Annotated in this window: 26 protein-coding genes; 10 read left to right on the top strand and 16 right to left on the bottom strand. The window is 71.2% G+C overall.

The genetic code is table 11. The features are described from left to right. Position 1 precedes the first annotated feature (1 nt). The 5 genes from pdxA to ABS41_RS07090 are packed head-to-tail and all read left to right on the top strand — an operon-like array spanning position 2 to position 3,565. Entirely contained in the window at positions 2–985 is a 984-nt protein-coding gene (pdxA, locus tag ABS41_RS07070; RefSeq protein ID WP_290592319.1) for a 4-hydroxythreonine-4-phosphate dehydrogenase PdxA, read from the top strand. Further along, on the top strand, positions 982–1,809 hold the full coding sequence (rsmA, locus tag ABS41_RS07075) for a 16S rRNA (adenine(1518)-N(6)/adenine(1519)-N(6))-dimethyltransferase RsmA (RefSeq protein WP_290592321.1): 828 nt from the start codon (positions 982–984) through the stop codon (positions 1,807–1,809). Before pdxA ends, rsmA begins: the two co-directional genes overlap by 4 nt. 9 nt (positions 1,810–1,818) lie before the next feature. Next, complete coding sequence (gene apaG / locus ABS41_RS07080; RefSeq protein WP_290592323.1) at positions 1,819–2,199, top strand: Co2+/Mg2+ efflux protein ApaG; 381 nt, start codon at positions 1,819–1,821, stop codon at positions 2,197–2,199. After that, complete coding sequence (locus ABS41_RS07085) at positions 2,199–3,044, top strand: symmetrical bis(5'-nucleosyl)-tetraphosphatase (protein ID WP_290592325.1); 846 nt, start codon at positions 2,199–2,201, stop codon at positions 3,042–3,044. The genes apaG and ABS41_RS07085 overlap by 1 nt, the downstream gene beginning before the upstream one ends. 17 nt (positions 3,045–3,061) lie before the next feature. Then, on the top strand, positions 3,062–3,565 hold the full coding sequence (locus tag ABS41_RS07090) for a hypothetical protein (RefSeq protein WP_290592328.1): 504 nt from the start codon (positions 3,062–3,064) through the stop codon (positions 3,563–3,565). A gap of 22 nt (positions 3,566–3,587) precedes the next feature. On the opposite strand, the gene ABS41_RS07095 is transcribed toward ABS41_RS07090, so the two are convergent. From ABS41_RS07095 to ABS41_RS07115, 5 genes are read right to left on the bottom strand one after another with little or no spacing between them, the layout of a single operon-like run. Beyond that, the gene (locus ABS41_RS07095; RefSeq protein WP_290593204.1) at positions 3,588–4,079 is read right to left on the bottom strand and encodes a dihydrofolate reductase; all 492 of its coding nucleotides are present in this window, start codon (positions 4,077–4,079) and stop codon (positions 3,588–3,590) included. A gap of 20 nt (positions 4,080–4,099) precedes the next feature. Then, entirely contained in the window at positions 4,100–4,894 is a 795-nt protein-coding gene (locus tag ABS41_RS07100; RefSeq protein WP_290592330.1) for a thymidylate synthase, read from the bottom strand. Next, on the bottom strand, positions 4,894–5,787 hold the full coding sequence (lgt, locus tag ABS41_RS07105) for a prolipoprotein diacylglyceryl transferase (protein ID WP_290592332.1): 894 nt from the start codon (positions 5,785–5,787) through the stop codon (positions 4,894–4,896). Before lgt ends, ABS41_RS07100 begins: the two co-directional genes overlap by 1 nt. 4 nt (positions 5,788–5,791) lie before the next feature. Continuing rightward, positions 5,792–6,517, bottom strand: coding sequence for a TerC family protein (locus tag ABS41_RS07110; RefSeq protein ID WP_290592334.1), 726 nt, complete (start codon positions 6,515–6,517; stop codon positions 5,792–5,794). A 12-nt stretch (positions 6,518–6,529) separates the two neighbouring features. After that, a complete protein-coding gene (locus tag ABS41_RS07115) occupies positions 6,530–6,913 on the bottom strand; it encodes a diacylglycerol kinase (protein WP_290592336.1) in 384 nt (127 codons plus the stop codon). A gap of 140 nt (positions 6,914–7,053) precedes the next feature. On the opposite strand from ABS41_RS07115, the gene ABS41_RS07120 reads away from it, so the two are divergent. Both ABS41_RS07120 and ABS41_RS07125 read left to right on the top strand, forming a co-directional pair. Beyond that, a complete protein-coding gene (locus ABS41_RS07120) occupies positions 7,054–7,719 on the top strand; it encodes a DUF533 domain-containing protein (RefSeq protein WP_290592338.1) in 666 nt (221 codons plus the stop codon). Between the two features lie 19 nt (positions 7,720–7,738). Further along, a complete protein-coding gene (locus ABS41_RS07125; RefSeq protein ID WP_290592340.1) occupies positions 7,739–8,755 on the top strand; it encodes a TIGR00266 family protein in 1,017 nt (338 codons plus the stop codon). Positions 8,756–8,795: 40 nt separating this feature from the next. Here ABS41_RS07125 and ABS41_RS07130 read toward each other — a convergent pair whose 3' ends face one another. The 6 genes from ABS41_RS07130 to ABS41_RS07155 all read right to left on the bottom strand — a co-directional run bounded on the left by ABS41_RS07130 (position 8,796) and on the right by ABS41_RS07155 (position 15,376). Then, a complete protein-coding gene (locus ABS41_RS07130; RefSeq protein ID WP_290592342.1) occupies positions 8,796–9,782 on the bottom strand; it encodes an isoaspartyl peptidase/L-asparaginase in 987 nt (328 codons plus the stop codon). A gap of 30 nt (positions 9,783–9,812) precedes the next feature. After that, positions 9,813–11,096, bottom strand: coding sequence for an ABC transporter permease (locus ABS41_RS07135; protein ID WP_290592344.1), 1,284 nt, complete (start codon positions 11,094–11,096; stop codon positions 9,813–9,815). Further along, on the bottom strand, positions 11,093–11,806 hold the full coding sequence (locus tag ABS41_RS07140; protein ID WP_290592346.1) for an ABC transporter ATP-binding protein: 714 nt from the start codon (positions 11,804–11,806) through the stop codon (positions 11,093–11,095). Before ABS41_RS07140 ends, ABS41_RS07135 begins: the two co-directional genes overlap by 4 nt. Next, positions 11,803–13,281 (bottom strand): efflux RND transporter periplasmic adaptor subunit, encoded by a 1,479-nt coding sequence (locus ABS41_RS07145; protein ID WP_290592348.1) that lies wholly within the window; start codon positions 13,279–13,281, stop codon positions 11,803–11,805. Before ABS41_RS07145 ends, ABS41_RS07140 begins: the two co-directional genes overlap by 4 nt. 73 nt (positions 13,282–13,354) lie before the next feature. Next, a complete protein-coding gene (locus ABS41_RS07150) occupies positions 13,355–14,659 on the bottom strand; it encodes an ATP-binding protein (protein WP_290592350.1) in 1,305 nt (434 codons plus the stop codon). Between the two features lie 3 nt (positions 14,660–14,662). Beyond that, on the bottom strand, positions 14,663–15,376 hold the full coding sequence (locus ABS41_RS07155; RefSeq protein ID WP_106989210.1) for a response regulator transcription factor: 714 nt from the start codon (positions 15,374–15,376) through the stop codon (positions 14,663–14,665). A 129-nt stretch (positions 15,377–15,505) separates the two neighbouring features. On the opposite strand from ABS41_RS07155, the gene ABS41_RS07160 reads away from it, so the two are divergent. Continuing rightward, on the top strand, positions 15,506–15,856 hold the full coding sequence (locus ABS41_RS07160; protein ID WP_290592353.1) for a DMT family protein: 351 nt from the start codon (positions 15,506–15,508) through the stop codon (positions 15,854–15,856). A 4-nt stretch (positions 15,857–15,860) separates the two neighbouring features. Here the strand turns inward: ABS41_RS07160 and ABS41_RS07165 are convergent, their stop codons facing one another. From ABS41_RS07165 to nudE, 4 genes are all read right to left on the bottom strand, one after another. Continuing rightward, complete coding sequence (locus tag ABS41_RS07165) at positions 15,861–16,169, bottom strand: DUF962 domain-containing protein (protein WP_290592355.1); 309 nt, start codon at positions 16,167–16,169, stop codon at positions 15,861–15,863. A gap of 131 nt (positions 16,170–16,300) precedes the next feature. Further along, a complete protein-coding gene (mazG, locus tag ABS41_RS07170; protein WP_290592357.1) occupies positions 16,301–17,146 on the bottom strand; it encodes a nucleoside triphosphate pyrophosphohydrolase in 846 nt (281 codons plus the stop codon). Next, entirely contained in the window at positions 17,139–17,939 is an 801-nt protein-coding gene (gene cysQ / locus ABS41_RS07175) for a 3'(2'),5'-bisphosphate nucleotidase CysQ (protein ID WP_290592359.1), read from the bottom strand. The genes mazG and cysQ overlap by 8 nt, the downstream gene beginning before the upstream one ends. After that, positions 17,936–18,481 (bottom strand): ADP compounds hydrolase NudE, encoded by a 546-nt coding sequence (nudE, locus tag ABS41_RS07180; protein WP_290592361.1) that lies wholly within the window; start codon positions 18,479–18,481, stop codon positions 17,936–17,938. Before nudE ends, cysQ begins: the two co-directional genes overlap by 4 nt. Before the next feature lie 74 nt (positions 18,482–18,555). On the opposite strand from nudE, the gene bioA reads away from it, so the two are divergent. Further along, the gene (gene bioA / locus ABS41_RS07185) at positions 18,556–19,950 is read left to right on the top strand and encodes an adenosylmethionine--8-amino-7-oxononanoate transaminase (protein ID WP_290592363.1); all 1,395 of its coding nucleotides are present in this window, start codon (positions 18,556–18,558) and stop codon (positions 19,948–19,950) included. Continuing rightward, a complete protein-coding gene (locus ABS41_RS07190) occupies positions 19,947–20,681 on the top strand; it encodes a 16S rRNA (uracil(1498)-N(3))-methyltransferase (protein WP_290592365.1) in 735 nt (244 codons plus the stop codon). Before bioA ends, ABS41_RS07190 begins: the two co-directional genes overlap by 4 nt. Positions 20,682–20,746: 65 nt before the next feature. Here ABS41_RS07190 and ABS41_RS07195 read toward each other — a convergent pair whose 3' ends face one another. Next, positions 20,747–21,220, bottom strand: coding sequence for a chemotaxis protein CheW (locus ABS41_RS07195; RefSeq protein WP_290592367.1), 474 nt, complete (start codon positions 21,218–21,220; stop codon positions 20,747–20,749). Between the last annotated feature and the right edge of the window lie 16 nt (positions 21,221–21,236).

The following is a 21,236-nucleotide window of genomic DNA, read 5'->3' on the forward strand; positions in this document are numbered from 1 at the left end:
CATGGCGACCCCGGCCCGCCCGCGACTGGCCCTGGTCCCGGGTGAGCCGGCCGGCGTCGGACCCGAACTCTGCGTAAGGCTGGCACAGCAGCCGCAGGCCGCCGACCTGGTGGCCTACGCCGACCCGGACACCCTGCAGGCCGCCGCGCGTGCGCTCGGCCTGCCGCTCACCCTCCGCGAACCCGGCCAACCCTGTGGCCCCGGCGAACTGGCCGTGCGGCCGGTCCGGCAGGCGCGCCCGGCGGTTTTCGGCCAGCCCGACCCGGCCAACGCCGCCGCGGTGATCGAATCGCTCGAGCGCGCCGGCGCGGCCTGCCTGGCGGGTGACTGCCAGGGCCTGGTCACCGGCCCGGTGCACAAGGCCAGCATCAACGAAGGCGGCATCGCCTACACCGGCACCACCGAATTGCTGGCCGCCCAGGCCGGCGCCGACGTGGTGATGATGCTGGCCAACCCGGGCCTGCGCGTGGCCCTGGCCACCACCCACCTGCCGCTGCGCGAGGTGCCCGACGCGATCACCGGCGACGGCCTGGCGCGGGTGCTGCGGGTCACCGACGCCGCCCTGCGCCGCGACTTCGGCCTCGCCCGCCCGCGCATCGCCGTGCTGGGCCTGAACCCGCACGCCGGGGAAGACGGCCACCTGGGCCGCGAGGAGCTCGACGTCATCATCCCCTGCCTCGAACGCCTGCGCGGCGAAGGGCTGGAGCTGATCGGCCCGCTGCCCGCCGACACCGCCTTCCTGCCGGTGAAACTGGCCGGCTTCGACGCGGTACTGGCCATGTACCACGACCAGGGCCTGCCCGTGCTCAAGCATTCGGGCTTCGAGCAGGCGGTGAACATCACCCTGGGCCTGCCCTACCCGCGCGTGGCGGTCGACCACGGCACGGCGCTCGACCTCGCCGGCAGCGGCCGCGCCGATCCCTCGAGCCTGGTGGCGGCCGTCGCGCTGTGCACCCGGCTGGCGGCGCGTAGACTGCCGGCATGAGCACGTTCAAGGCGCCGCCGAAGAAGAGCCTCGGCCAGCACTTCCTGGCCGACCGCCGCTACATCGACATGATCGTGCTGGCGGTGGACCCGCAGCCGGGCGAGCGCCTGGTCGAGATCGGCCCCGGCCAGGGCGCGATCACGCTGCCGCTGCTGCGCCGCCACGGCGAGCTGACGGTGATCGAGTTCGACCGCGACCTGATCACGCCGCTGATGGAAGCCAGCGAGGGCGTGGGCCGCCTGACCGTCATCCACAAGGACGTGCTGCAGGTCGATTTCAGCAAGCTGGCCGCCGACGACGGCCACCACGCCGGGCGCCAGATCCGGCTGGTGGGCAACCTGCCCTACAACATCTCCTCGCCCATCCTCTTCCACGCGCTCGAACACGCCGCCGCCGTCAGCGACATGACCTTCATGCTGCAGAAGGAAGTGGTGGACCGCATGGCCGCCGGCCCGGGCAGCAAGGTCTACGGCCGCCTGGGCGTGATGCTGCAGGCCTACTGCCGCGTCGAGGCCCTGTTCGACGTGCCGCCCGGCGCCTTCCGCCCGCCGCCGAAGGTGGACTCGGCGGTGGTGCGCGTGGTGCCGCTGCCCGCCGCCGAAGTGGGCATCGACGACCACGCGCTCTACGCACGCGTCGTGCGCGACGCCTTCGGCCAGCGCCGCAAGACCCTGCGCAACGCCCTGCAGCAGGTCTGCAGCGGCGAGGACATCGCCGCCGCCGGCCTGCGCCCCGACGCGCGCGCCGAGCAGGTGGAAGTGGCCGATTTCAAGCGCCTGGCCAATTACCTGGCCGCGCTGCCCCCGGGCCAGCGTCCTGCGTAGAATGGCGGCATGGACACGCCCCAGCACGCCATCCAGGTCGTGGTCGCCACCCGCTTCCTCGAAGACCAGTCGATTCCCGAGGACGACCGCTACGTCTTCGCCTACACCATCCGCATCGAGAATGCGGGCGAGGTGCCCGCGCGCCTGATCAGCCGCCACTGGCTGATCACCGACGCCAACGGCAAGGTGCAGGAAGTGCGCGGCGAAGGCGTGGTCGGCGAGCAGCCCTGGCTGCGCCCGGGCGAGAGCTTCGAATACACCTCCGGCGCCGTGCTCGAGACCCCGCTGGGCACGATGCAGGGCAGCTACCAGATGCTGGCCGACGACGGCACCCGCTTCGACGCGCAGATCGCGCCCTTCACCCTGTCCATCCCTCGGACCCTGCACTGATGGCCACCTACGCCATCGGCGACGTCCAGGGTTGTTACGACGCGCTGCAGCGGCTGCTGGAGAAAATCCGCTTCGACCCTGCCAGCGACCGCCTGTGGTTCTGCGGCGACCTGGTCAACCGCGGCGGCCAGTCGCTCGAAACCCTGCGCCTGGTGCACTCGCTGGCCATCCACAGCACCATCGTGCTGGGCAACCACGACCTGTCGCTGCTGGCCATCTCCACGCGCCGCGAGGTCGACAAGCGCAAGGTCAACCCGGACCTGCAGCGCGTGCTGTTCGCCGACGACGCCCAGGTGCTTGTCGATTGGCTGCGCCAGCAGAAGCTCTTCCATGTCGACCGCACCCTGGGCTTTGCGATGGTGCACGCCGGCCTGGCGCCGAAGTGGACCATTTCGCTCGCCGAGGCGCGCGCCCGCGAGGTCGAGGAGAAGCTGCGCGGCGAGGGCTTCTTCAAGATGGTCAAGAACATGTACGGCGACAAGCCGGCCTGGAGCCCGAAGCTGGCCGGGCCGGACCGCATGCGCGCGATCATCAACGTCTTCACCCGCATGCGCTATTGCACGCCCTCGGGCCGCATCGGTTTCGAGGACAAGGGCCGGCCGGGCACGCAGCGCGTGGGCATGTACCCTTGGTTCGAAGTGCCGGGCCATGCACCGCGCGAGCTGCCGGTGGTGTTCGGCCACTGGTCCACGCTGGGTCTGTTCATGGGCCTGGGCGTGTACGGCATCGACACCGGCGCGGTCTGGGGAGGCAAGCTCACGGCGATGGAGCTTGGCCCGGAACTGCGCCTGCACCAGGTACCGGGGCGCGATCCGCCCGACAACACGCCCCGGGGCGACGACTGACCTTGAGGAGAACCGCGATGAACCGTTTCCCGACCTTCCTGCTCGCCACGGCCCTGCTGCTGCCGTGCCTGGCACAGGCCCAGGACGCCGGCCGCGCGACGCTGGACGCGCGCGCCAATGCCCGCATCCAGTCGCTCCAGCAGGCGCTGGCGCCGGGCAAGCAGATCTTCATCGCCCGCCAGCTCAAGCTCACGCCCGAGGAAGCCGCGGCGTTCTGGCCGGCCTACGACGCGCTGCAGGCGGGCCTGGCCAACCTCGAATCGCGCCGGGAAACGCTGTTCGCCCGCCGCGCGGAGCGGCTGGCGGCCAACAACTACCGCGACAACGACCGCGAGGATTTCGCCGAGGAATTGCTGGCCCTGGAAGCCAGCGAGGCCGACCTGTTCGAGTCCACCCTCGCCCGCCTGGCCCGCGCCCGCCTGACGATGGAAAAGGCCGTGCGCTACATCGACCTCGAAAAGGACCTGCGCGCCCTGCGCCACTTCGAGCGCGACGAAGGCCTGCCCTACGCCCTCAACTGAGGCGCCCCGTGCAGGAGGGCCTTCAGGCCCGAACGCCCGCCGGGACGTAGTCGATGAACTCGAAGGCAAACGCATGCCGCGCGTCGGCGGCGTGGGGTTCGCGCGCGGTGACCTGCCACGCGCTTTGATCGAACACCGGGAAAAAAGCATCCGCGTCGGCCACCACGGTATCCACGTGGGTCAGGTGCAGCCCGGTGGCGAAGGGCAGCGCCAGCGCATAAACCTCGCCACCGCCGATGACCATCAGCGGCTCGCCGGCGGCGAGCGAAACGGCTTGTTCGAGCGAGGCCACGGCCTGCATGCCGTCGAAGGGCACGCGACCCGAGCGGGTCAGCACCAGGTTGCGGCGGCCCGGCAGCGCGCGGCCCAGCGATTCGGCGGTCTTGCGGCCCATCAGCAGCGGCTTGCCCAGCGTGAGCGCCTTGAAGCGGCGCAGGTCGTCGGGCAGCTGCCAGGGCAGCGTATTGCCGCGGCCGATGCCGCGGGCGCGGTCGAGCGCCGCCACCAGGGCGATGCGTGGCGCGGCGCCCGCGCTCACACCGCCACCGGCGCCTTGATGGCCGGGTGCGGGTCGTAGCCTTCGATGGCGATGTCTTCGTAGCGCATCGCGAACAGGTCGGTGGCCTCCGGCGCCAGCACCAGTTTCGGCAGCGGCCGCGGCGTGCGCGAAAGCTGCTCGCGCGCCTGGTCGACGTGGTTCGAGTACAGGTGCGCGTCGCCGAGCGTGTGCACGAAGTCGCCCACCTCCAGCCCGCAGTGGCGCGCCACCATGTGGGTGAGCAGCGCGTAGCTGGCGATGTTGAAGGGCACGCCCAGGAAGATGTCGCCCGAGCGCTGGTAGAGCTGGCAGCTCAGCCGGCCCTGCGCCACGTAGAACTGGAAGAGCGTGTGGCAGGGCATCAGCGCCATCTTCGGCAGCTCGGCCACGTTCCAGGCGCTGACGATGAGCCGGCGCGAATCCGGGTTGCGCTGGATTTCGTCCACCACCCAGCGCAGCTGGTCGATCTCGCGGCCGTCGCTGCCGGTCCAGCGGCGCCACTGCTTGCCATACACCGGCCCGAGTTCGCCGTTTTCATCGGCCCACTCGTCCCAGATCGAGACCTGGTGGTCCTTGAGGTAGCCGATGTTGGTTTCGCCGCGGACGAACCACAGCAGTTCGTGGATGATCGAACGCAGGTGCAGTTTCTTGGTGGTGACCAGCGGGAAGCCTTCGCGCAGGTCGAAGCGCATCTGCCAGCCGAACACCGAGCGGGTGCCGGTGCCGGTGCGGTCGGCCTTGGGCGCGCCGTGTTCGAGCGCGTGCCGCAGCAGGTCGAGGTAGGCCTGCATCAGGCCTTCTCCGGGGCCGGCGGCGGCACCGGCGCCAGGGTCGGCGAGCGTCGCGAGAGCCAGAGCAGGAACAGGCCCAGCGCCACCAGCGGCAGCGAGAGCAGCTGGCCCATGGTCAGCCAGCCGAAGGCCAGGTAGCCCAGGTGGGCATCGGGCTCGCGCACGAACTCGACGGCGAAGCGGAAGGCGCCGTAGAGCAGCGCGAACAGGCCCGACACCGCATAGCGCGGCCGGGGCTTGCGCGAGTACAGCCACAGCACGACACCCATCACCAGGCCCTCGAGGGCCGCCTGGTAGAGCTGCGAGGGGTGGCGCGCGAAGGCATCGAGCGCGCCGCTGGCGTGCAGCTGGCGCAGCTGCTCGGCCGGCAGCGCGGCGTACTCGGCCGGCAGGCTGGCCGGGAACACCACGCCCCAGTCGCCGCCGGTGGGCTTGCCCCAGAGTTCGCCGCCGATGTAGTTGCCGATGCGGCCGAAGCCCAGGCCCCAGGGCACGATGGGCGCGACGAAATCGACGGTGTCGAAGAAGTGCAGCTTCTGCCGGCGCGTCCACCAGGCCGCGGCCACCAGCACGCCCACCAGGCCGCCGTGGAAGCTCATGCCGCCCTCGTGGATGCGCAGGAGCATCAGCGGGTCGGCCAGGAAGGCGTCGAAGGAATAAAACAGCACGTAGCCGACGCGGCCGCCGAGCACGACGCCGAGCATGCCGTAGAACAGCAGGTCGCCGAAGCCCTCGTCGTTGGTGCCGGGCAGGCGGCCGGCGCGCACCCGCAGCCGGCCCAGCCACCAGGCGGTGAGGAAGGCCAGGCCGTACATCAGGCCGTACCAGTGGATGCCGTGCGGCCAGAACGGCAGCCGCAGGGCCAGCGGGTCGATGGCGTGCAGGATCGTCACCGGCTCAGGTTCCCCTTCGTGGTTTCTTGCGCTTGGACAGGATGTTCAGTGCCTCGACGCCGGCCGAGAAGGCCATGGCGAAATAGAGGAACTTGCGGTCGATGTGGAAATCGAAGCCGTCGGCCACCAGGGCCACGCCGACCAGGATGATGAAGCTCAGCGCGAGCATCTTCACCGTCGGGTGGCGGTCGATGAAGTCGCCAATCGGGTTGGCCGCCAGCAGCATCACGCCCACCGCGATCAGGATCGCCGCCACCATCACGCCGCGGTGGTCGACCATGCCCACGGCAGTGATGACCGAATCGAGCGAGAAAACGATGTCGATGACGGCGATCTGGGCGATGACGTAGCCGAACACCGCCGAGGGCCTGGCGCCGACGTCTTCCTCGTCGCTGCTGCCCTCGACCGAGTCGTGGATCTCCATGGTGCCCTTGACCAGCAGGAACAGGCCGCCGGCGATCAGCACCAGGTCGCGCACGGAGAAATCCATGCCGAACAGCGCGAACAGGTTGGCCTGCATGCGCGCCAGCGCCACCAGCGAAAGCAGCAGGAGGATGCGGGTGATGCAGACCAGGGCGAGGCCGAAGCGCCGGGCGCGCGGGCGCTGCTCGGGCGGCAGCCGGCTGACGGCGATGGAGATGAAGACCAGGTTGTCGATGCCCAGCACGATCTCGAGCGTGGCCAGGGTCAGCAGCGCGACCCAGATTTCAGTGCTGAAGATCCATTCCATGGCGGGGCCCGGTCAGAGGTAACGCGGCAGCAGGATCAGGCCCCAGCAGGCCAGGACGTTGAGGTCGGCGAGGAACACGGCGGCCGAGCCCATGTCCTTGGCGCGGCCCGCCAGTTCGTGGTGTTCGGCGCCCCAGCGGTCGACCACCGCCTCGACGGCCGAATTGAGCACCTCGACCACCAGCACGAGGATCATCGAGCCGACCAGGATGGCGCGCTCGACGCCATCGGCGCCCAGCCACAGGGCCAGCGGCGCCAGCACGATGAACAGGTAGACCTCGAGACGGAACGAGGACTCCAGCGCCCAGGTCGCCTTCAGGCCCTGGCAGGACCACAGGAAGGCCTGCCAGGCGCGGAACGGACTGCGGGGTGCGTGGGTGCCGTAGCTGTCGGCCATGCGGTGGCACTTCGGGTCTCGGGATGGCGTGATTCTGCCACATCGCGCCGCCCCGGCCGGCCGCGCGGCCCCTGACCTTGTGCACTGGGGGGACCGCCCGCACCATCTGCAAAGTAGCCATTGCCACCAAAGGAAGCCCGATGTTCAACGCCGAACGACTGCTGGGACAAGTGATGGGACAGGCCCTGGGCGGCCAGTGGGGTGGCGGCAAGCGCCACAAGCGCAAGAAGCAGGCCTTCGGGCTGCCGGGCATCGGCGGGATCACCCCCGGCAAGGCCGCCGTGGGACTGGGCCTGCTGGGCGTGGCCATGGCCGCCTACGAGCACTACCAGCAAAAGTCCGCCCCGGGCACGCCCCAGCCCCTGGCCGGCCAGGGCGCCGCGGTGCCCCCGCCGCCGCCGCCGGGCATGGCGGCCGCGCCGCCGCCCCCGCCGCCGGCGGCCGACCCGGCCCTGCGCACCGAGCAGGCCATGCACCTGCTGCGCGCCATGATCACCGCCGCCTACGCCGATGGCCTGATGGATCCCGACGAGCGCGAGGCCCTGGTCGAACGCGCGCGCGCGGCCGGGCTCGACGCCGAGGAGATCGAGGCCCTGGAAGCGGAGATCCGCGCCCCGTTCACGCTCGAGCAGCTGGTGGTGCGCACGCCGCGGGCGCTGCGCGCCGAAACCTATGCCGCGGCGCTGGTGGCGATCACCGCCGACACGCCCGAGGAGCGCGCCTTCCTCGACCGCCTGGCGGGCGAACTCGGCCTCGACGAGGCCAGCCGGCGCGAGGTCCATGCGCGCCTCGGCCTGGATTCCTGATCCCCCAAGGAGACACTCCATGCACCAGTGGTACCTGAGCTACAACGGACAGCAGATGGGCCCGCTCGACCAGGCCGCGGCGGTGGCGCAGGCCACCCGCGACCCCAGCGGCCACTGCTGGCGCCAGGGTTTCGCCGAGTGGATCCCGATCAGCGCCTGCACCGAGCTGCGCGCCGAGTCGGCGCCGGGCAACCTGCCCGCGCCGATGCCGCCGCCGGCCGGCCGCGGTGGCCAGCGCGCCGACGTCATCGACTACCGCATCTACGGCGAGGACATGCAGTTCGTCGAGATCGAGCTCGACCCGGGCGAGAGCGCGGTCGCCGAGGCCGGTTCGATGATGTACAAGGACGCCGCCGTGAACATGGAAACCGTGTTCGGCGACGGCTCCTCGGGTTCCGCCAGCGGTGGCTTCATGGACAAGCTCGTCGGCGCGGGCAAGCGCCTGATCACCGGCGAGAGCCTGTTCACCACGGTCTTCACCCACACCGGCGGCGGCAAGGCCCGCGTGGCTTTCGCCGCGCCCTACCCCGGCACCATCGTGCCGATGACGCTGTCGAACTACGGCGGCACGATCATCGCCCAGAAGGACAGCTTCCTGTGCGCCGCGCGCGGCGTGGAAATCGGCCTGTACTTCCAGAAGAAGGTGATGACGGCGCTGTTCGGCGGCGAAGGCTTCATCATGCAAAAGCTCACCGGCGACGGCCTGGTGTTCGTGCATGCCGGCGGCACCATCATGGAGCGCGAGCTGCGCGCGGGCGAGCGCCTGGACGTGGACACCGGCTGCGTGGTGGCGATGACCGCGGGCGTGAACTTCGACATCAAGCCGGTCGGCGGCGTGAAGTCGATGATCTTCGGCGGCGAGGGCGTGTTCCTGGCCACCCTCACCGGCCCGGGCAAGGTATGGCTGCAGTCGCTGCCGTTCTCGCGACTGGCCGGCCGCATGTACGCCGCGGCCTACCAGCGCGGCGGCAGCAAGGGCGAAGGCTCGGTGCTGGGCGGCCTGGGCGGCATCATCTCCGGCGACCGCGGTTTCTGAACCAAATGAACCAGGTTGATTTTATTGAACCTGGTTCGATTTATTTTTCGTTGCGGAAGATGGCGGTGCCGCGGCTGCCGTCGGGCTTGACCCAGCCGCGGTACATGCCGGGCGTATTGAAGGGCATGGCGATTTTGCCGTTGGCGTCGAGGGCGATGGCGCCGCCGTCGCCGCCCAGCGCCACGACCTCGCCATTGATGACGGCTTCGGCGGCCGTGGCCAGCGGCTCGCCGGCCAGGGCCACGCGAGCGCAGACCGCGTGCGCGGCGGCCGTGCGCAGGTAGAACTCGCCCCAGCCGGTGCCGGAAACGCCGCAGCCGGCATCGGCCCAGGTGCCCGAGCCGATCACCGGCGCGTCGCCGATGCGGCCGTAGCGCTTGTTGGTCATGCCGCCGGTGGAGGTGGCGGCGGCGATGTGGCCGTGGCGATCCAGCGCCACCGCGCCGACGGTGCCGAAATAGGTGCCCGGCAGGGCGGCCATCTGCTTTTGCTCGCGCTCGCGGGCGCGCTCGAGCTGCTGGCGGCGCTGCGGCGTGTCGAACCAGTCGGGCGCGACGCGCTCGATGTCGGGGTGCTGGTCGGCGAACTTCTCGGCGCCGGCGCCGGCCATCATCACGTGCGGCGAGCGCTCCATCACCGCGCGCGCCAGCAGCAGCGGGCTGCGCACGGTGCTTACGCCGGCCACCGAGCCGGCGCGCCGGGTGTGGCCTTCCATGATCGCCGCGTCGAGCTCGTGGCCGCCCTCGGCGTTGAAAACCGCACCCTTGCCGGCGTTGAACCAGGGCGACTCCTCGAGCACGCGCACCGCCGCGGTGACCGCGTCGAGCGCGCTGCCCCCGTCGCGCAGCACCGCCTGGCCGGCATCGAGCGCGCGGTCGAGGTCGGCGCGCACGGCCTTCTCGTCGGCGGCCGACAATGCGCTGCGCTCGATGACGCCGGCGCCGCCGTGGATGACCAGGGCGGTGGGCGGCGGCGTGGCGAGCGCCGGGGATGCGGCCAGGACCAGGGCGAGCAGGAGTCGGGACATGCAGGTCTTCCTCGTCGGCGATGGCGCAGTCTAACCCTGGTGGCGGAGGGCCTCGATGGGGTCCAGGCGCGCGGCCTTTCGGGCCGGGTAGTAGCCGAAGAACAGGCCCGTGGCGACCGAGAAGCCGGTGGCCATCGCCACCACCTGCGCGTCGAGCTGCACCGGCAGCGAACCGAACTTGCTCACCAGCAGCGCGCCGGCCACGCCCAGCCCGATGCCGATGAGGCCGCCGCCGAGCGAGATGAGCATGGCCTCGGCCAGGAACTGGTGCTGGATTTCGCGCGGGCCGGCGCCCACCGCCATGCGCAGGCCGATTTCGCGGATGCGCTCGGTGACCGACACCAGCATGATGTTCATGATGCCGATGCCGCCGACGATGAGCGAAATGCTGGCCACCGCGCCCAGCAGCCAGGACATGAGCAGGGTGGTCTGGTTGCGGGTGTTGACGATCTCGGCGATGTTGCGCACCGCGAAGTCGTCCTCGGCGCCGGGCGCGATGCGGTGGCGCTGGCGCAGCAGCGCATTGAGGTCTTCCTCGACGTGCGGCAGGTCGCTGGCGCTGGCCACGCCGACCGAGATGCGCTGGATCACGTCGGCGCGGCGCGGCGTGATCGCCCCGCCGGCACCGGCGGCGCCCGCGGGCGCGGCGGCGGCCGCCGCCGCGGCCGAGAGCCGGCGTCGCCCGGTTTCAAGCGGCACGATCATGATGTCGTCGGAATCCTGGCCCCAGCTGCCCTGGCCCTTCGGCGCCAGCACGCCCACCACGCGCATCGGCGTGCGGCCGAAGCGCACGGTGGCGCCCACCGGGTCGGCGTCGCCGAACAGCTCGCGGCGCACCGTCTCGCCCAGGATCACCACCTTGTTGGCCGAGCTGTAGTCGCGCGGACTGAACTCCGCGCCCAGCACCAGCTGCCAGTCGTTGACCGGGAAGTAGTCCGCGTTCACGCCTTCCCAGCGCGTGGACCAGTTCTTCTCGGCGAACACCACCTGGCCGCCGCCGGAGACCGAAGTGGCGACGTACTGCACGCCCTGCACCTCGTTGCGGATGGCCTCGGCGTCGCCGTCGGTCAGCGAGGCCTGGCTGCCGGCGCCGCCGCGGGCCGGGCCGCGCATCGAGCCGCCGAAAACCTCGAGCCGGTTCGAGCCGAGCTTGGAGATCATCTCGTCGAGCGCCGCCTGGGTGCCCTGGCCGACCGACACCATGACGATGACCGCGGCGATGCCGATGATCACGCCGAGCGCGGTGAGGATGGAGCGCAGCCAGTTGCCGCGCAGCGAAAAGACTGCCGAACGCAGCACGTCGGAAAGCGTCATTTGCCCTTCCCCGGGGCCGTCCAGCCCTGTTCGTGGAGTTCGCCGTCGTGCATCACCACGATGCGGTCGGCGTGGTCGGCCACCGGCTGCTCGTGCGTGATCAGCACGATGGTGCGGCCGCCGGCCTGCAGGCGCTCGAACAGCGCCATGATTTCCTCGCTGGTGCGCGAGTCGAGCGCACCCGTCGGTTCGTCGGCGAGCAGCAGCGGCGGCTGGTTGATGAGTGCGCGGGCGATGGCCACGCGCTGCTGCTGGCCACCCGAGAGCTCGCTGGGCTTGTGGTCGGCGCGGTCGACCAGGCCCACCTGGGCCAGGGCCTCGCGGGCGCGCGGCTCGCGCTCGGCCACCGGCACGCCGGCATACACCAGCGGCATCATCACGTTCTCCAGCGCGGTCTGGCGCGAGAGCAGGTTGAAGCCCTGGAAGACGAAGCCGATCTTCTCCAGGCGCAGGCGCGCGAGGCCGGCGGCATCGAGCGTGGCCACGTCCACGCCGTCGCACAGGTAGCGGCCGGAGGTGGGCGTGTCGAGGCAGCCGATGAGGTTCATCATCGTCGACTTGCCCGAGCCCGAGGCGCCCATGATCGCCACGAACTCGCCGTGGTCGATGCGCAGGTCGACGCCGCGCAGCGCCACCACTTCGGCGGCGGTGCCCGCGGAATACACCTTGCCCAGGCCCTCGGTCAGGATGAGGGGCGTGCGCTCGCTCATTGCGCGCGGCGCTCCTGGCCGGTGATGACCTCGGCGCCCTCGTCGACGCCGCTGACTTCCGTCAGCGTGCCGTCCGAGACGCCCAGGCGCACCGGCACGGCCACCGGCTGGCCCTTGTCGAGCGTCCACAGCGTGCCGCGGCGGGCCGTGGCCATGGCGCGCAGGCCGGCGTCCCACTGGCTGCGCTGCGCTTCGTCGAGCGTGGCGCGGAAGTCGGCGAAATTGCGCTCGAAGGCTTCCATCATGCGCGCGCGCATCGCCTCGGGCGAAGGCATGCCGCCGCCTGGCGCACCGCCCTGCCCGCCCGGGGCGCCGCCCTGGCCGGCACCGGCGTTGCGCATCGCCGCGGCGCGCGCCTCGGCACGCTCGCGCATCACCTGCATCGCGGCGTCGAACGCGGCCTGCTGGTTCGGGGCCAGCCTGAGGTCGGCGGCCAGCGCCGGCAGGTCCGCGCCCATGCCGCCGCGCGCGCCGCCGGCGCCCGCGGCCGCCGGGGCCGCGGCACCCGCCGGCTGGAAGCGCAGCGCGGCGTTGGGCACGCGCAGCACGCCCTCGCGCTGGCTGACCACGATCTCGGCGCTGGCGGTCATGCCCGGCAGCAGGCTCTGGTCTTCGTTCTGCACCTGCACCACCACCGGATAGGTGATGACGTTGGCGGTGGCGGTGGCGGCCAGGCGCACCTGGCGCACGGCGCCCTCGAACTCGCGGTCGGGGAAGGCGTCGACGGTGAACTTCACCGCCAGGCCTTCGCGGATCTGGCCCACGTCGGCCTCGTCCACGCTCAGGTCGATCTGCATCTGCGAGAGGTCTTCGGCGATCTGGAACAGCACCGGCGTCTGGAAGCTCGCGGCCACGGTCTGGCCGGGCTCGATGTCGCGCAGCAGCACCACGCCGTCCACGGGCGAGCGGATGATGGCGTAGTCCACGTCCAGGCGCGCGTTGTTCACCGCGGCCTGGCGCTGCAGCACGGCGGCTTCGGCGGAAGCGACGCGGGCGCGGGCCTGGTCGCGCGCCGCCAGGGCCTGGTCGGCCTCGCTGCGGGCGATCAGCTGGCGCGCCACGAGGTCGGACTTGCGGGCGTAATCGGCCTCGGCGTTCTTGAGCGTGGCGCGGGCCTCGGTCACCGAGGCGCGGGCGCTGGCCAGGTCGGCCTCGGTCTGCTGCAGGCGCGTCTGGAACGGCGCCGGATCGAGCCGCGCGATGGCCTGGCCGCGGCTGACCTGGTCGTTGTAGTCCACCAGCACGTCCTGCACCAGGCCCGAGACCTGCGAACCCACGTCCACCGTGGTGGTGGCGCGCAGCGTGCCCGTGGCCGAGATCACCACCGCCACGTCGCCGCGGTCGACCTTGGCGGTGCGGTAGCCCGCGTCGGGCTCGCGCTGGCCGGCCAGGAACCACCAGGCGGCGAGCAGGGCCACGCCGGCCACGATGGCGACGGTCAGGATTCGGGGCAGGCGGGAACGTGCGGCGGGCATCGGGACTCCGTGGGCGTGGGGCAATCGGGAAGCTTAACGCGCGGGCGCGGCGAAGGTTGACCGCGCCCGCGTGTCAGTCGGCGGGTCGGTGGTCGGGAAAGCTGATCGTGGCCGTGGTGCCCACGCCCGGCTGGCTCTCGAGCCGCACCGGCCAGCCATAGCGGGCCGACAGGCGCTGGACGATGGACAGGCCGATGCCCTGGCCTTCCTTGTTGTGGTTGGCGCCGCGGTAGAAGGGCTCGAACACGCGCGCCAGCTGCGCCTCGTCCATGCCGATGCCGGTGTCGGCCACCGAAATCTGGCCGTTGTCGACGGTGACGACGATGCGCCCGGACTCGGTGTAGTTGCAGGCGTTGCGCAGCAGGTTGCCCACCATCACCGACAGCACCCGCGCCGGCGCATGCAGTTCGAAGCCCTGCTTGCGCTCGCAGGAGACCTCGACGGGCTTGCCGGCCAGCAGCAGGCGCGCCTTGTCGACCTCCTCGGCCACCACCTCGCACACGTCGAAGTCGTCGTCGGGCAGGCCGGTGTCGCCCTCGCGGGCGAGGATGAGGAAGGCCTCGATCAGCGCCTCCATGTCGCGGCCCGCGCCCTGGATGCGGCCCAGGGCCTTGCGCGCCATCGGCGAGAGGCTGTCGTCGCCGGCCATCATGTCGCCGGCCACGCGGATGACGGTGAGCGGCGTGCGCAGCTCGTGGGAGGCGTCGCGGGTGAAGTCGCGCTCGCGCTCCACGAAACTCTCGATGCGGCTGGCGAAGTCGTGCAGCGACTGCGCCAGCACCAGCGTTTCGCCTTCGACGTCGGTGGGCAGGTTCTCGGGCTTGAGCATGGCCGACTCGGGCCGCTTCGGGTCCCAGCGCTGCACCTGCGAGGCCAGCCAGATCACCGGCGACACGGCCCGTTTCGAGGCGCGGTAGGTCGTCCAGGCGATCACGTAGATCACCACCAGCACGATCGCCAATGGCGCCATGCCGAACCAGAACGCGAGGTTGTCCACCTGTTCCTGCTTGAACAGCAGGTAGAGCCGGTGGCCGTTGCGGTCTTCGTCCACCAGCACCAGCGAACCGCCGAGCGCGCGCGGCAGGGCGTGGAAACCAACGGGCAGCGTGCGGATGTCGGCCGGCAGGCGCGCGTTGGAACCGCCGGCGGGCACCAGGTAGCCGGTCATGTTGTAGGTGTCGGGCACCTCGGCGCCGGGGTCGGCCTGCATGCGCTGCCAGTAGTGCCTGGCCTCTTCCTGCAGCGCGGTCTGGATCAGCACGTGCTTGAGCACGGCCGAGGCGCCGTACACACCCAGCACCGCGGCGAAGCTGATCGCCGCGGCCTGCAGGATGAAGACGGTCCAGATCTTGCGGCGAAGACCCGTGCGGCTGGGCATGGATCAGGCCGCCGGCGGCGCGTCGAGGTCGGCGATGCGATAGCCGGCGGTCTGCACGGTGTGCAGCAGCGGGCGGTCGAAGGGCCGGTCGATGGCCTTGCGCAGGTTGTAGAGGTGGCTGCGCAGGGTGTCGGAATCGGGCAGGCCATCGCCCCAGATCTCGCGCTCGATGTCGCGGCGGGTGACCACGCGCGGCGATTCGCGCATCAGGATGGTCAGCAGGCGCAGGCCGATGGGCGAGAGCTGGATTTCCTGGCCGGCGCGGGTGACGCGCAGGCTGGCGGTGTCGAGCACCAGGTCGGCCACCTTCAGCACTTCGGCGCTCACCTGGCGGCGGTCGCGGCGGATGAGCGCGCGCACGCGGGCCTCGAGTTCCTGGATGGCGAAGGGCTTGACCAGGTAGTCGTCGGCGCCGGCCTCCAGGCCCACGACCTTGTCGTTGAGGGTGTCGCGGGCGGTGAGCATCAGCACGGGCGTGGACTTCTTGGCCTCGTTGCGCAGGCGACGGCAGACCTCCAGCCCGTCCATGCGCGGCAGCATCAGGTCGAGCACGACCACGTCGTAGCTGTTGTCGGCCGCCAGGCGGTAACCGTCCATGCCGTCGGTGGCGTAGTCCACCCCGAAGCCCTTGGACTCGAGGTATTCGCCGACCATCTCGGACAGGTTGCGGTTGTCCTCCACCACCAGGATCAGGCCAGCCGGGTCATCGCGTCGCATCGGGGTCTCCTCGGGATGTGAAGATAGCGTCTTCAGGTTTGTGAAGAGTAGACGCCCGAGGGGGTGAGTCGCGTGTGAAGCCGGCGCCAAGGTACCGTGAGGGCTGCCCCCTCCCCTCGCCCCGTCACCATGCCCGCCACCCTCAGCGCCTACCTCACCCCGATCGTCCTGCTGGTGCTGTCGAACGTCTTCATGACCTTCGCCTGGTACGGGCACCTGAAGTACAAGTCCAGCCCGATCTGGATCGTCATCTTCGCCAGCTGGGGCATCGCCTTCTTCGAGTACTGCCTGCAGGTGCCGGCCAACCGGCTGGGCCACGCGGTCTACAGCGCGCCCCAGCTCAAGGGCATGCAGGAGATCATCACCCTGCTCGTATTCGCCGGCTTTTCGGTCTGGTACCTGGGCGAGCAGATCAAGTGGAACCACGTCGCCGGCTTCGCCCTGATCGTGGTCGCGGCTTTCCTCATCTTCTGGGAATAAGCCCTCAGAACGGGATCTTGCCGGTGAGCATGTCCTTGAACATCACCCAGTCGCCGGCGAAGGAATAGAAGGGGTGCTTGAAGGTGGCCGGACGGTTGTGCTCGAAGAAGAAGTGGCCGACCCAGGCGAAGGCGTAGCCGCTGACCAGGGCCGCCAGCAGCCACCAGGCGTTGAGCGTGGCGACGGCGGCGGCCAGGAAGCCCAGCGCCACGCAGCTGCCGACGAAATGCAGGCGCCGGCAGGTGCGGTTGGCGTGCTCGCCCAGGTAGAAGGGATAGAACTCGCGGAAGCTGGCGAAGCCGGTCTGGGCCATGGCGGAATCCTCCTGTACCTCGCGATTGTGCCGCAATCCAGGTCCGTTGTAGGAGCGCCTTCAGGCGCGAATTCCCTCTTTGCCGGAGCAAAGCCAAAAGATTCGCGCCTGAAGGCGCTCCTACGGGGGCATCAAAGGCCTTCGGACTTGGCGCGGCTCCAGAGGGCGTCCTGGGCGTCCAGCGGCAGGTCGGCCAGGGCGCGGCCCTCGGCGGCGGCCAGCTGCTCCATGCGCCGGAAACGGCGCTCGAACTTGGCGTTGGCGCGGCGCAGGGCCGCACCGAAATCCACCTTGGCGTGCCGGGTGAGGTTGGCGACCACGAACAGCACGTCGCCCAGCTCGTCTTCGAGCCGGTCGCGGGCCGCGGCGTCGGCCGGGTTGGCGGCGACGGCGTCGAACTCCACGCGCACTTCCTCGATTTCCTCGTGCAGCTTGGCGATGACCGGCGCCGGACCGGGCCAGTCGAAACCGACCGTGGCCGCGCGCTTTTGCAGCTTCACCGAGCGCTGCCACTCGGGCAGGCCGCGCGAAATGCCGGCCAGCACGCTGGCGTCGGCGTCGCCACGGGCGGCGCGCTCGCGGCGCTTGTGCTCTTCCCAGGCCACGGTCTGCGCCTCGGCGCTGGCCACGTCGGCATCCTCCCCCGCGTCACCGGCGACCGCGCGCTCCCGCGCCGAGAACACGTGCGGGTGGCGTCGCAGCATCTTGTCGCGGATCGCCGCCACTACGTCGCCGAAGGCGAAATGCCCGCCCTCCTCGGCCATGCGCGCGTGGAAGACCACCTGCAGCAGCAGGTCGCCCAGTTCGTCGCGCAGGTCGTCCAGGTCGCCGCGATCGATGGCGTCGGCCACCTCGTAGGCTTCCTCGATGGTATAGGGCGCGATCGAGGCGAAGTCCTGCTTCACGTCCCAGGGGCAGCCGCGCTCCGGATCGCGCAGGCGCGCCATGATCGCCAGCAGTTCGCCGATCTCAGCCATTGACGTCGGTCCCGAGCCAGTCGCGCCAGGGCAGGCCGGCGTCGCCAAGCGCGATGAAATGCGGGTTGAGGATGTCGTCCTTGCGGTTGTAGTCCAGCGGCGCGCCGTCCAGGCGCAGCACCGCGCCGCCCGCGGCCTCGAGCACGCACTGCGCGGCGGCGGTGTCCCACTCGCTGGTGGGGCCGAAGCGCGGGTAGACGTCGATGACGCCCTCGGCGATGCGGCAGAACTTCAGCGACGAGCCCAGGCCATGGCGCTCGGTGTCGCCCATGCGCGCCAGCGCGGCGGCGGTGCGCTCGTCCAGGTGCGAGCGGCTGGCGGCCACGCGCAGCGGCGCGGCCGCCGGGCGGCGCGTGGCCAGGCGGCGGTCCTCGCCGCGCTCGCGCAGGTAGGCGCCGTCGCCGGCCAGGCCGTGCAGCAGGTAGTCGAACACCGGCGCGTACACCACGCCCAGCACCGGCCGGCCGTCCTCGATGAGCGCGATGTTGACGGTGAATTCGCCGTTGCGCTTGACGAACTCGCGGGTGCCGTCGAGCGGGTCCACCAGCCAGTGCCGCCGCCAGGTGCGGCGCACCGACCACGCGATGCCGGCGTCCTCCTCGCTCAGCACCGGGATGTCGGGCGTGAGCGCGCGCAGGCCGGCGACGATCAGCCGGTGCGAGGCCAGGTCGGCCTGGGTCAGCGGGGAGTCGTCGTCCTTGGCCTGCACGGCGAAATCGCTGGCGTAGACGTCCAGGATCGCGGCGCCGGCCCCGCGGGCCAGGCCGATGCAGGCCTCGCGCAGGTCCTTCACCCTCGTTCCTTCAGCAGTTCGCGCACGATGAACAGGGCGGCCAGCGAGCGGCCTTCCGAGCAGTCCTCGCGCAGCATCAGTTCGTGCAGGCGGTCGAGCCGCCAGGGGATGACCTCGAGTTCCTCGGGCTCGTCGCCGGGCAGGCGCTCGGGGTAGAGGTCCTCGGCCAGCACCAGCTGGATCTGGTGGCTCATGTAGGTGGGCGCCAGGGTGATCGAACGCACCTGGGTGAGCTTGCGCGCGCCCATGCCCACCTCTTCCTTGAGCTCGCGGTTGGCGGCCTGCTCGACCGTCTCGCCGGCGTCCATGCGGCCCTTGGGCAGGCCCAGCTCGTAGCGGTGGGTGCCGGCGGCGTATTCGCGGATCAGCAGCACCGTGCCCGGCTCCGGGACGGCGGCGATGATGACCGAGCCGTGGCCGCCGCTGACCAGGCGCTGGTAGCGCCGGCGCTCGCCGTTGCTGAACTCCAGGTCCAGGGTTTCCCGGCGACCGCCCTCGAGGGCCTGTTCTTCGCGGGCGTGGATGGTCGGCAGGGGGCGCATGGCCTGATTCTAGCCGCTGCCGGCGCCCCGTGCCGGCGTTGGACAGGCGCGCCCGCGGCGCGGATCATCCGCGCATGGACAGCCCCACCGACTTCAGCCGCCTGGACGCGGCGGCCTGGCGCGAACGCGACCTGGCCAGCGTCTGGCATCCCTGCACCCAGATGAAGGAGCACCCGGGCACCCTGCCCCTGGTGCCGATCCGGCGCGCCCGCGGCGCCTGGCTCGAGGGCGTGGACGGCAAGCGCTACCTCGACGCGGTCAGCAGCTGGTGGACCAACCTGTTCGGCCACGCCGAGCCGCGCATCGCCGCGGCCATCGCCCGCCAGGCCGGCGAACTCGAGCACGTGATCTACGCCGGCTTCTCGCACGAGCCGGGCCTGCGCCTGGCCGAGGCCCTGCTGGCCGTGGCGCCGCGCCAGGCCGGGCGCGCGCCGCTGGCCAAGGTCTTTTACGCCGACAACGGCTCGGCGGCGATCGAAGTGGCGCTCAAGATGAGCTTCCACAGCCACTACAACCGCGGCGACACCCGGCGCACGCGCTTCGTGGCGCTGGGCAACAGCTACCACGGCGAAACCCTGGGCGCGCTGTCGATGGGCGACATCCCGCTCTACCGCCGCGTGTACGCGCCGCTGCTGCTGCAGCCGCTGTTCGCGCCCTCGCCCGACGCCTTCGAGGCCGCGCCCGGCGAATCGGCCGAGGCCTGCGCGCTGCGCCGCGCCGGCGAGCTGCAGGCGATCTTCGAGGCGCACCCCGGCGAGATCAGCGCGCTCATCCTCGAGCCGCTGGTGCAGTGCGCCGGCGGCATGCGCATGCACCACCCGGCCTACCTGCGCCGCGCGCGCGAGATCTGCGACGCGCACGGCGCGCACCTGATCGCCGACGAGATCGCCGTGGGCTTTGGCCGCACGGGCACGCTGTTCGCCTGCGAGCAGGCCGGCATCGCGCCGGATTTCCTGTGCCTGTCCAAGGGCCTGACCGGCGGCTTCATGCCACTGTCGGCCGTGCTCACCACCGACCACGTGTACGAGGCCTTCCTCGACGACTCGCGCGAGCGCGCCTTCCTGCATTCGCACAGCTACAGCGGCAACCCGCTGGCCTGCGCGGCGGCCCTGGCCTCGCTGGAAATCTTCGGCAAGGACGACGTGCTGGCGCGCAACCGCCGCACCGCCGAGCGCATGGCCGAACTGGCCGCGCCGCTGGCCGCGCACCCGCGGGTGGCGCAGGTGCGCCAGACCGGCATGATCCTGGCCATCGAAACCCGTGCCGCCAGCGGCGAGGATGGCACCGCGGTGGAGATCGCCGGCCGCGCCGGCCTGCGCGCCTACCGCCACGCCATCGAACGCGGCGTGGTGCTGCGACCGCTGGGCGACGTGCTGTACTGGATGCCGCCCTACTGCGTGGGCGAGGAAGAATTGCTGCACCTGGCCGCGGTCACCGCCAGCGCCATCGAGGAGGCCATCGGGCCATGAGGACCATCCGCTGCTACGTGGACGCGCCGCTGGCCGAAGGCGCCGTGGTCACTTTGCCCGAGGCCGCCACCGCGCACCTGGTGCGCGTGCTGCGGCTGGGCCTGGGCGACGCCGTGGTGCTGTTCAACGGCGATGGCCGCGACCATGCCGCCCGGCTGGTGTCGCTGGGCAAACGCGGCGCCGAAGCGGAAGTGGGCGCGGCCGCGACGGTGGCGAACGAATCACCGCTGGCCCTGACCCTGGCCCAGGGCATCGCCCGCGGCGAGAAGATGGACCTGGTGCTGCAGAAGGCCACCGAGCTGGGCGTGATGGCCTTCGCGCCGGTGAACACCGAGCGCACCGAAGTGAAGCTCGATGCCGAACGCGCGGCGAAGCGGCTGGCGCACTGGCGCGGCATTCTGGCCGCGGCCTGCGAGCAGAGCGGGCGCGCGCGCCTGCCGCGGCTGGCCGAGCCGGTCGCGCTGGCGGCTTATGCGGCGGCGGAAACGGCCACGGTGAAACTGATGCTCGACCCCGCGGGCGAGCTGTGCCTGCCGGACCTGGCGCTGGCGCCGGGCGACAGCGTCGCGCTGGCGGTGGGGCCGGAGGGTGGGCTGTCGGACCGCGACCGCGCCACGCTGCACGCGGCGGGCTTCCGCGGCCTGCGCCTGGGGCCGCGCATACTGCGCACCGAAACGGCGGGACTGGCGGCGATTGCCGCGCTGCAGGCGCTGTACGGCGACCTCGGCTGAAGTTCTTGTGGGAGGCCCTTCAGGGCCGACTGGCAGGTCGGGCCTGAAGGCCCTCCTACAGGAGTTCAGGCGGCCTGGGCCTCGCCGAGGGCCTTCTGGATCAGCAGCTCGACGCTCATCAGGTCGGGCACCACGGCCGGGTCGTCGTTGAGGGTGACGCGGGCATGCACGCCCAGCGGCAGGTCCTTGATGTCGTGCGATTCCTTGAGGGCAGCCGCCGACACCGTCACCAGGCGCGGGAAGCCTTGCGACAGCACGGCGAAGAACGGCAGCTTGGCATTGCCGCCCAGCGCCTTGAGCACGGCCACCTTGGCGCCCATCTGGCCGCCCTCCTCCGACCAGCCGGCCAGGCGCGAGAACGACAGCAGCGGCAAGCGCCAGCCGCGCCAGCGCACGCGGCCGAGCAGCCACTCGGGCGCATTGGCCAGCACTTCGGGCTCGGAGAAAGTGATGACCTCGGCCACGCTGGCGTTGGGCAGCAGCAAACGGCCGCCGGTCACCGAGATCAACACGCCGCGGATGTCACGCTGGGCGTTCATGCCTTGCCTCCGGAAA

Origin of the sequence: Arenimonas sp. SCN 70-307 (assembly GCF_001724815.1) — a bacterium.
GTDB lineage: Bacteria > Pseudomonadota > Gammaproteobacteria > Xanthomonadales > Xanthomonadaceae > Arenimonas.